12 protein-coding genes and 1 pseudogene are annotated in these 9,232 nt (G+C 64.9%); 2 read left to right on the top strand and 11 right to left on the bottom strand.

Going from position 1 to position 9,232, the window contains the following annotated elements; all coding sequences use genetic code 11:
- Positions 1-150: pseudogene (locus tag AC3WJP_RS09275) on the top strand (group II intron reverse transcriptase/maturase); the annotation flags it as partial.
- Positions 151-376: 226 nt separating this feature from the next.
- Complete coding sequence (locus tag AC3WJP_RS09270) at positions 377-625, top strand: CsbD family protein (RefSeq protein WP_493721171.1); 249 nt, start codon at positions 377-379, stop codon at positions 623-625.
- Positions 626-643: 18 nt separating this feature from the next.
- Here AC3WJP_RS09270 and phnP read toward each other — a convergent pair whose 3' ends face one another.
- The 11 genes from phnP to phnE are packed head-to-tail and all read right to left on the bottom strand — an operon-like array spanning position 644 to position 9,227.
- Entirely contained in the window at positions 644-1,393 is a 750-nt protein-coding gene (gene phnP, locus AC3WJP_RS09265; RefSeq protein ID WP_493721170.1) for a phosphonate metabolism protein PhnP, read from the bottom strand.
- Entirely contained in the window at positions 1,384-1,950 is a 567-nt protein-coding gene (gene phnN / locus AC3WJP_RS09260; RefSeq protein WP_493721169.1) for a phosphonate metabolism protein/1,5-bisphosphokinase (PRPP-forming) PhnN, read from the bottom strand. The genes phnP and phnN overlap by 10 nt, the downstream gene beginning before the upstream one ends.
- The gene (locus AC3WJP_RS09255) at positions 1,950-3,107 is read right to left on the bottom strand and encodes an alpha-D-ribose 1-methylphosphonate 5-triphosphate diphosphatase (protein ID WP_493721168.1); all 1,158 of its coding nucleotides are present in this window, start codon (positions 3,105-3,107) and stop codon (positions 1,950-1,952) included. Before AC3WJP_RS09255 ends, phnN begins: the two co-directional genes overlap by 1 nt.
- Positions 3,101-3,817 carry a phosphonate C-P lyase system protein PhnL gene (gene phnL / locus AC3WJP_RS09250; RefSeq protein ID WP_493721167.1) on the bottom strand — a complete coding sequence of 239 codons (717 nt, stop codon included), beginning with the start codon at positions 3,815-3,817 and terminating at the stop codon, positions 3,101-3,103. The genes AC3WJP_RS09255 and phnL overlap by 7 nt, the downstream gene beginning before the upstream one ends.
- A gap of 22 nt (positions 3,818-3,839) precedes the next feature.
- On the bottom strand, positions 3,840-4,667 hold the full coding sequence (phnK, locus tag AC3WJP_RS09245) for a phosphonate C-P lyase system protein PhnK (protein WP_493721166.1): 828 nt from the start codon (positions 4,665-4,667) through the stop codon (positions 3,840-3,842).
- Positions 4,664-5,539 carry an alpha-D-ribose 1-methylphosphonate 5-phosphate C-P-lyase PhnJ gene (locus AC3WJP_RS09240; protein WP_493721165.1) on the bottom strand — a complete coding sequence of 292 codons (876 nt, stop codon included), beginning with the start codon at positions 5,537-5,539 and terminating at the stop codon, positions 4,664-4,666. Before AC3WJP_RS09240 ends, phnK begins: the two co-directional genes overlap by 4 nt.
- On the bottom strand, positions 5,536-6,609 hold the full coding sequence (locus AC3WJP_RS09235; RefSeq protein ID WP_493721164.1) for a carbon-phosphorus lyase complex subunit: 1,074 nt from the start codon (positions 6,607-6,609) through the stop codon (positions 5,536-5,538). Before AC3WJP_RS09235 ends, AC3WJP_RS09240 begins: the two co-directional genes overlap by 4 nt.
- Positions 6,609-7,211, bottom strand: a complete 603-nt coding sequence (phnH, locus tag AC3WJP_RS09230; RefSeq protein WP_493721163.1) for a phosphonate C-P lyase system protein PhnH — start codon at positions 7,209-7,211, stop codon at positions 6,609-6,611. Before phnH ends, AC3WJP_RS09235 begins: the two co-directional genes overlap by 1 nt.
- Entirely contained in the window at positions 7,211-7,681 is a 471-nt protein-coding gene (gene phnG, locus AC3WJP_RS09225; protein WP_493721162.1) for a phosphonate C-P lyase system protein PhnG, read from the bottom strand. Before phnG ends, phnH begins: the two co-directional genes overlap by 1 nt.
- Before the next feature lie 14 nt (positions 7,682-7,695).
- Entirely contained in the window at positions 7,696-8,397 is a 702-nt protein-coding gene (gene phnF / locus AC3WJP_RS09220) for a phosphonate metabolism transcriptional regulator PhnF (RefSeq protein WP_493721161.1), read from the bottom strand.
- A gap of 41 nt (positions 8,398-8,438) precedes the next feature.
- Positions 8,439-9,227: a phosphonate ABC transporter, permease protein PhnE gene (phnE, locus tag AC3WJP_RS09215; RefSeq protein WP_493721160.1), complete on the bottom strand. Its 789-nt coding sequence runs from the start codon at positions 9,225-9,227 to the stop codon at positions 8,439-8,441.
- Positions 9,228-9,232: the final 5 nt, after the last annotated feature.

Here is a 9,232-nt window from a genome sequence, read left to right as displayed (position 1 = left end):
CGAGCGTGGAAGTCGACGGTCAATGGCCGTGGCCCATGGTGGAACTCGGGAGCGCCGCATATGAATCAGGCGTTGCCCAAGAAGCTGTGGGACGGGCTTGGACTGGTCTCGATACTGGATACGATAAACCGGCTTAGCCGCATGGCCTGAACCGCCGTATACGGAACCGTACGTACGGTGGTGTGAGAGGACGGCGGGTGTGAACCCGCCTCCTACTTGATCCTGTAATGTGCGCCGATACCGTTGTGAACCTGAGAACGCCAATCGGCCATCTGCAATAGCAACGGAACTAACCCCTCACCCAATCGCCCTAATCGTATGAGGCAAGCACTCAGCTTGCACGACCCTCCACGATTCAGACCAGACAGGCCCTACCATGAAAAACGAACAGATCGAAGGCATTGCAGAGAAAGTCGCCGGCAAGGCACAAGGCGCGGTAGGCAAGTTGTTTGGCGACTCGAAGCTTCAAGCCGAGGGCGCGGCTCACGAGGCGTCCGGGCAACTGACCAAGACCTACGGTGATGCTTTGGATAGCGTCTCGACTTTCGTCAAAGAGAAACCTGTCGCCGCCTTGGCGATCAGTGCCGCAGTGGCGCTGGTGATCGGTCGTTTGCTGCGCCGCTGATCCGGGCCTGGGATCGGCCTACAGCACCATCCCGTCCCGAGCGACGGTGACGTTGGCAGGCAACGCCCGCGGTTCTTGCAGCAACCAAGCGTCCAGGGTGTGTCCGACATGCGTCAGCACGGCCTGGCGTGGCTGCAACGCCGCAATGATCTGCAAAGCCAGATTGAGGTCATTGTGGTTGCGCGGGGTTTGCGCCTGAGGCGGTATCGAGCAGTCAAGCACCAAGACATCCAGTGATTCCCCTTGCAGCCAGGCCATGCTTTCATCCGGCAGCCCCACCGTGTCAGTCAGGTAGGCAATCCGGCGCCCTCCCCCTTCCAGGACATAACCCAGCGTCGGCCGCGAATGCAGCAGCGGCAAGGCCGTGACGCTCAGCGCCGCAAACCGTCGCGTTTCAAAGGCCGTGAACGGCTGGCTGAAATCCAGAATCCCGGGATGTTTGTACAGGTCCGCAAGCCCTTCCTGATCCACGGGGCCATGCACCGGAATCGTCAGCCCCTGCCCCCAGCGCAGATGCAGCAAGCCTTGCGCATGGTCGGCGTGGTAGTGAGTCTGCAGAATGCCGCTCAGGCTGTGCGGCGCGAAGCGCTCGGTGAGATCGGTCAGGCCGCTGTCGATCAACCAGCGTTGTTCTCCCTGCTCCACCAAGGCGCAGCAGGGCAACCGACGCCAACGCGAATCCTTCAGCGCGGCCAGGCACGCCGCGCATCGGCAGCCATACACCGGCACCTGCCGGGCATCGCCGGTGCCGAGCAAGGTCAGGCGCATACGTCCTCGCGATCGATATAGTGGAGCAGGCGCGTGACGGTCCCGGTCAATACGCCGGAATTGTCCAGCACGATGACTGCCGGCTCGTTGGCCAGTAGGTGCGCGCAGAATTGCGCGTTGCGCGCCAGCCGTGCATCGATCTCCTCTACCGATTCGCGCCCCCGTGTCAGCAAGCGTTTGCGCAGCACCACCTCATCGACGCTGAGCAACACCACGCGCAACGCGGGATAGCGCTCGCGCGCCTGCGGCAGATGCCCGCGCGAGCCATTGACCAGCACGTCTTGGCCGCTGGCCAGCCAGCCATCGATGGCAGTGGGAATGCCGTAGTACAGGCCATTGGCGAACCAGCTCAGGGCAAATTCGCCTTGTGCCTGCATCGCCACGAACTGCTCTACGTCGACCGCCTGGGCGGCCTCGCCGCAGGCCTCTGCGGAACGGGTGATGACCCGCCGCGCGATCCGGCAGCCGCGCTTGGCCAGTGCCTCGCGCGCCGCATCGAGCAGGCTGTCCTTGCCCGAACCGGACGGCCCGATGAGATAGATCAACCTGCCTGCCATCAGAACACCCTCTTCGCTTGCCGCCAGACCTGTTGCACCACCGGCAGCATACCGTGGGCCCGAGCATGAATCAGATCGGCGCGCAGACCGACGCGGATTTCGCCGCGATCATCGAGCCCGGCGGCTCTGGCCGGCGCGCCGCTGACCGTGGCCATCGCCCGCGCCAGGCCGGCGCCCTGGCCATCGTCTTCGAGCTGCGCCGCCAAGGTGAACGCCGCCTGCAACAGGCTCGCCGGGTAATAGTCGCTCGACAGAATATCCAGCAGCCCTGCCTGGGCCAGACTGGCCGCCGCGATGTTGCCTGAATGCGAGCCGCCGCGCACGATATTCGGCGCGCCCATCAACACGCTCATGCCCAGACGACGGCAGCCTTGCGCGGCTTCCAGCGTGGTCGGAAACTCGGCGATGGACATGCCGTAGGCGGCCGATTCCTCGACATGCTCGAGCGTCGCGTCGTCGTGACTGGCCACCGACAGCCCGCGCTCCAGGCAGATGTCGACGATGGCGCGGCGATAACGGTCGCTGTAGACCCTCGAGTTGGCCACCTGCTCGACGATGAAATCGTCCATCTGCTCGCTGCTCATGTGGTACTTGCCCATGTAGTACTCACGGTACTTGGACTCCAGGGCGAATTGCCGCTGACCCGGCGAATGATCCATCACCGACACCAACTGCACCAGCGGCTGCTCCACCAGATCGCGAAACACGCTCAGCGTGTCCGGATGGCAGACCTCACAGCGCAGGTGCAAACGATGCTCGGCGCGAGTCATGTCGGCCGCGTTGGCCCTGGCGATGGCCTCGACCATGCCCGGCAACTGCTGCATGCGCTTGCCCTGAGGGTTGACGTCGCCGATGGACAACGCGTCGAACACCGTAGTGATGCCGGCCGCGATGATCTGGGCGTCGTGGCTGATCACCGCCGACGCCGACGGCCAGTCGACGCCGGGGCGCGGGCTGAGGTGTTTTTCCAGATTGTCGGTGTGCAGCTCCACCAGGCCGGGCAGCAAGTAGTCGTCGTCGAGGTCTTGCGCGCCGGGCAACAGGCTGCGTCCGGTCTCGATCTCACTGATCAAGCCATTGCGCAAGACCACGGTGCCATTGAACACGCGATCCCCGGTGACGATGCGGGCGTTGGTAAGAATTTGTTCGTTCAGCATTCGAGCAGCTCCTTGGCGGTCAACTGCGCCGGGGTCATGTCCAGATGGCGATCGGCGACCGCTTCGCGGGCCTGGCGATCGTGGAAAATGCCGATCACCGCAGCGCCGGCGGTTTTGGCCTCAACGATCAGTTCCAGCACCACCTGGCGGTTGGCGTCGTCCAGTGAAGCGGTGGGTTCGTCGAGCAGCATCAGCGGCCACGCCACCATGAAACCCCGGGCAATGTTGACCCGCTGCTGCTCGCCACCGGAGAAAGTCCCTGGCGCCAGCTGCCACAGGCGCTGGGGGATATTGAGGCGTGCCAGCAGGTGCTCGGCGCGGGCCTTGGCCTCCTCGCGCGGCATGCCACGGGCCAGTGCCGGTTCCATCACCACGTCAAGCGTCGACACCCGCGGGATCACCCGCAGAAACTGACTGACATAGCCCAGCGTCTGCTGCCGCACCGCCAGCACTTGCCGGGGCTCGGCGCCGACCAGTTCCAGCCATTGGCCTTGATGCTGGACACGAATGCTGCCGCCAGCGGGCAGGTAATTGCCGTAGAGAGTGCGCAACAGCGTGCTCTTGCCGGCGCCGGACTGGCCGTGCAGCACCAGGCATTCGCCGCCGCGTACCGCGAAATTCAAACCGCGCAGCACCCTGAGCACTACGCCGTTCTGCTGGTGCAGGGTGAAGGTCTTCGAGAGGTCACGGACCTCGATCAGCGTGTTCATGACAGGCACTCCAATGAACGGATCAGGGTTGCAGGACCGAGGACACCAGCAACTGCGAGTAAGGATGTTGCGGGTCGTCGAGGATCTGGTCGGTCAGGCCGGTCTCCACCACACGCGAGCGGCGCATCACCATCAGCCGATCCGCCAGCAGCCGCGCCACCGCCAGGTCGTGAGTGACGATCACCACGGCCAGATCCAACTCCCGCACCAGGCCGCGCATCAGGTCGAGCAGACGCGCCTGCACCGACACGTCCAGCCCGCCCGTGGGCTCGTCCATGAACACCAGACGCGGCCCCGATACTAGATTGCGCGCCACTTGCAGGCGCTGCTGCATGCCGCCGGAGAAGCTGCGCGGCAGATCATCGATGCGCGCCGGATCGATCTCCACCTGGTTCAGCCAATCCAGCCCCGCCGCCCGTAGCGCCTGGTAATTGCGCACGCCCTGGGCCATCAGCCGCTCGCCGATGTTGGCGCCGGCCGAGACCGCCATGCGCAGGCCGTCACGGGGATTCTGTTCGACGAAGCCCCATTCGGTGCGCAGCAAGGTACGGCGTTCGGCTTCGCTGGCGCTGTACAGATCCAGCCAGCGGCCATCGCTGCGGCGGTAATCGATGCCACCGGCGTCCGGCGGGCAGCGGCCACTGAGCAAGGACAACAAAGTCGACTTGCCGGAGCCCGACTCGCCGACGATGCCCAGCACCTCGCCCGGATACAGCTCGAAACTGACGTCCTGACAGCCCTGTTGCGGGCCATACAACTTGCCCAGACCGCGTACCTTGAGCAGCGGTTGCGCACGATCGGTCGCGCGGTCGCTGGCGCTTGCTTCATTCAATGCTCGGGCAGCGATCATTGGCCGTCCCTCCCCTGGCTGACGCGCTGCGCGCAATAGTCGGTATCCGAACAGACGAAGCGCTGGGTGCCCTGGTCGTCGAGGATCAGCTCGTCGAGGAACGACGCGCGGCTGCCACAGATGGCGCAGTCGTGCTCCCACTTCTGCACCTCGAACGGATGATCTTCGAAATCCAGGCTGGCGACTTTGGTGTAGGGCGGCACCGCGTACAGGCGCTTCTCACGACCTGCGCCGAACAGCATCAGCGCCGGGCTCATGTGCAGTTTGGGATTGTCGAATTTGGGAATCGGCGAGGGGTCCATCACGTAACGATCGTTCACGGTCACCGGGTAGGCGTAGGCCGTGGCGATGTGGCCGAAGGTGGCGATGTCCTCGTAGAGTTTGACGTGCATCACCCCGTAGTCATTGAGCGCATGCATGGTCCGGGTCTCGGTTTCCAACGGCTCGATAAAGCGCAGTGGCTCGGGGTTGGGCACCTGGTAGACCATGATCTGATCGGCGCTCAAGGGCATTTCCGGGATGCGATGACGGGTCTGGATGATGGTCGCCGCCCCCGTACGTTCGGTGGTGGCGACCCCCGCAGTACGGGCGAAAAAGCGCCGAATCGATACCGCATTGGTGGTGTCGTCCGCGCCCTGGTCGGTCACCTTGAGCACGTCATCGGCGCCGAGGATCGCCGCTGTCAGTTGCATGCCGCCAGTGCCCCAGCCATAGGGCAAGGGCATTTCCCGGCCGCCGAATGGCACTTGATAACCCGGGATCGCCACGGCCTTGAGCAAGCCGCGCCGGATCATGCGTTTGGTCTGTTCGTCCAGGTAGGCAAAGTTGTAGGCCTCGTCGCGCTCGGGGCGCGGTTGCGTGGCGGCGTTCATTGGCTGTGCTCCTTGAAGGGCGTGCGCAGTTTGCGGATCAGCTCGAGTTCGGACTGGAAGTCGACGTAGTGCGGCAGCTTGAGGTGCGAAACAAAACCGGCCGCCTCGACGTTGTCGCAGTGGGCCAGGACGAACTCCTCCTGCTGCGCCGGCGACTGGATCTCTTCGGCGTACTCCTCGGCGCGCAGCGAGCGGTCGACCAGCGCCATGCCCATGGCCTTGCGCTCGGCATGCCCGAACGCCAGGCCGTAACCGCGGGTGAACTGCGCCGGCTCGCTGGCTGAGCCGACGAACTGGTTGACCATCTCGCACTCGGTGATTTCGATGGCACCGATGGCGATCGGGAAGCCCAGTTCTTCAGGCTCGATCCACACCTCGACTTCACCGACGCGAATTTCTCCGGCAAACGGGTGATTGCGGCCATAGCCGCGCTGGGTCGAATAACCCAGCGCCAACAGGAAGCCCTCATCGCCACGGGCCAGCGCCTGCAAGCGTTGTGCGCGGCTGGCCGGGTATTCCAGCGGCTGGCGAGTGATGTCGGCAATGGCCGCGCCGCTGTCGATTTCTTCCTTGATCAAACCTTCGCGGGCCAGCAGGCCCAAGACTCGCGGGCAGGGTTGCAGCGCGGTGTTTTCCTGCGTCTGCGGGCCGGGAAATTCGCCTTCGGCGAGCAAACTGAAATCCAGCAGGCGATGGGTGTAATCGAAGGTCGGGCCGAGCAGTTGACCGCCCGGTACGTCCTTGAAGGTGGCGGACAGACGTCGCGTCAGCAGCATGTCCGCGGTGTCGATCGGCAGGCTGGCGGCAAAGCGCGGCAAGGTGGTGCGGTAGGCGCGCAGCAGGAAGATCGCTTCGACCAGATCGCCCGCCGCCTGCTTGATCGCCAGCGCTGCCAGTTGTTCGTCATACAGCGAGCCCTCGGTCATGACGCGCGCGACCGCCAGGGGTAACTGCTGACGGATCTGTTCCACCGCGAGTTCGGCCACCGAGGTGTCGCCGCGACGTTTTTTCGCCAGCGCTTTATGGGCATTGTCGATGGCCTGCTCGCCACCTTTGACGGCTACGTACATCAGGCACCTCCCGCGAACGCGACCTGGGTGCTGCGCGGCAGGCCCAGCAAGCGATCACCTGCGACGAAGAACATGTCGATACCGCGCGGGAAGTCATTGCGCGCTTCACGCTCCTGCCAGAAATCTCCCGCCAGGGGCAGCGCCACCTGGTTTTCACGCTGGATACCCGGGCCGCGCCAGGTCAACGGACGTCCACCTTCGAGTGCCGCCAGTTGCACCAGCAGCGTGCAGGACTGATCGGGGTAGCGATCGTTGCCCAGATCGAAGCCGCTCAGATCGTGCAGCTGGCTGTCGTCCAGCAGCGCGAAGCGGGCGTTCTGCCGGTCGCTGACGATGGGACAGCCGCAGTGGAAGGTCAGGTTGGCGCGAATCGCCTGGGTGTCGAAGGTCGGGGCGAGCCACAGTGGTGTGTCGACATCCAGCAGCGCCAGGCACAACGCATGGCTGGCGGGGGCCAGGCCGTGCAGGTGCGGCGGCAACTGCGCGGGCGCCAGCTGCTGGGCAACGCCGGGGCCGGCGAGCGCCTTGAGCGCGGCGCGAAAACTGCGCTGGGCGTCGAGCACAGGGTCGGCGAATGCGGGCTGTAAAAGAGTGGCAGTCATCAGTTTTCTCCTCTGACCAGGGTGAAGAACTCCACTTTGGTCGCTGCGGTTTCGGCTTCTTGCCGGGCTCGGCGCGCGGCGTGAGCCTGCGCCAGGGGTTCGATCAACGCGCTTATCCAGTGCGCCTGTTGCGGGCCTTGCAGGTGCGCATCGGCCAGCGCGGCGAGCTCGGCGCGGGCCTTGTCGCGGCCGGCCAGGTAGCTGTAGCCGGTGCGCCCGTCGGCCAGGCGGACCACGCAGCGCGTCACGCTCATCTCGCCGAGGTTGAACGGCGCGCCAGTGCCGCCCATGCGTCCACGGACCAGGGTCATGCCGATCTCCGGGGCGCGGATCAACTGGTACTCGGCATCGCGCAGGGCCGGCTCGTGGGCGCTGAAATCGAATCGCCGAGCGCGGGCCAGGACGCCGATCCAGTGTTGACGCAGGCTGTGCTCGGCGGTGTTTGGCGGGGTAACGGATGAGGCTGGCATCAGAGGCATCTCCATCATGTGACGACCTGGTACTGGAAGCGGTCGCAGCGGCTGGTGGACTGCGCAAGCTCCACTGGACGCCCGCTCGCATCACGGGAAAGGGTGAGGACGGTGAGGGCCGGAAGATGACGCGGCATCAGCAGGACGCTGGCCTCTTCCCGGCTGGGCAAACGGGCGCCGATCAGGCTGAAGGTGCGGGTCAAGGGCAACGCCCGCGCCGCCAGAAACTGGCGCACCGAGCCGCCCTGATAGTCGGCCAGCAGGTCGGCGCGGCTGGCGCAGTAGCGATGGCGGATCAAGCTCACGGGCTGGCCGTCGAGACGCCGCAAGGTTTGCAGTTCGATCAACGGCGCATGCTCGGGCAGGCCCAGATGCGCGGCCTCTTCACGGGTCGCTACACAGGCGCGCCGCTGCAGCAGGATGGCTTCGACGCCAAGGCCCTGGGCCGACAGCGACTGGCTGTAGGCGCTTTCGGCGGCCACCGGATAGATCAGCGGGCGGCCCAGTACCTGGGTGCCCTTGCCTTGGCGACGCAACAGGCTGCCCTCGCGCACCAGCTCGTCGATCGCCCGGCGCACGGTGTGACGGTTGACCGCAAAGCGCGCCGCCAGCTGGATTTCCGCCGGCAGGTACTGGCCGGCGCTGAAGGAGCTCAATTCGCTGCGCAGGGTGTCCGCCAGCGCTTGGTACATGGGTTCTTGTCTAGACAACTGCATGGCTGAAAACAGGGTTCGCACCCTCTCCTGTCGGTTGATCGCTAGATGGACTGCTTGCGCAGGCGTTGCGAAACAATGTCGATGACGCTCACCACCAGGATGATCATCAGCAACACCGCGCAGGTTTGAACGAACTCGAAGGCGCGGATGTTCTCCCAGAGGATCACGCCGATACCGCCAGCGCCGACCATCCCCACCACCGTGGCCGAGCGCACGTTGGACTCGAAGCGATACAGCGCGTAGGAAATCCACAGCGGCATGACTTGCGGGATGACCCCGTAGATCACTTCCTGCAGGGCGCTGGCGCCGGTGGCGCGCACACCCTCGACCGGGCCCGGATCGATGGCTTCCACCGCTTCGGCGAACAGCTTGGCAAGCACCCCGGTGGTGCTTATCCACAGCGCCAGCACCCCGGCGAAAGGCCCCAGCCCGACGGCAACCACGAACAGCATCGCGAACACCATTTCGTTGATCGAGCGAAAGGCATCCATGACCCGGCGCAGCGGCTGGTGAATCCACCAGGGGGTGATGTTGTCGGCGCACAGCACACCCAGCGGCACCGAACAGACGATGGCGAGCAAGGTGCCCCACAACGCGATGTGCACGGTGACGATCATTTCCTTGAGGTACGAACGCCATTCGTGGAAGTCCGGCGGAAAGAAGTCGGCGGCGAAGGTCGCCATGTTCCCCGAGTCGCGGTACAGCGCGATCGGGTTCATTTCGGCGCCGTGCCAGGCCCAGGCCATCATGGCGACGAACAGGCCCCAGCCCAGGTAGCGGCTCCAGGAGCGAGTGCCGACCGCTTCAGCGTATGCAGCATGCGTAGTCATGGACG

The sequence above is a fragment of the Pseudomonas sp. GW821-FHT01A09 genome (assembly GCF_058986725.1).
The sequence above is the reverse complement of the archived record's forward strand: the minus strand, read 5'-3'. Positions and strand labels throughout refer to the sequence as shown.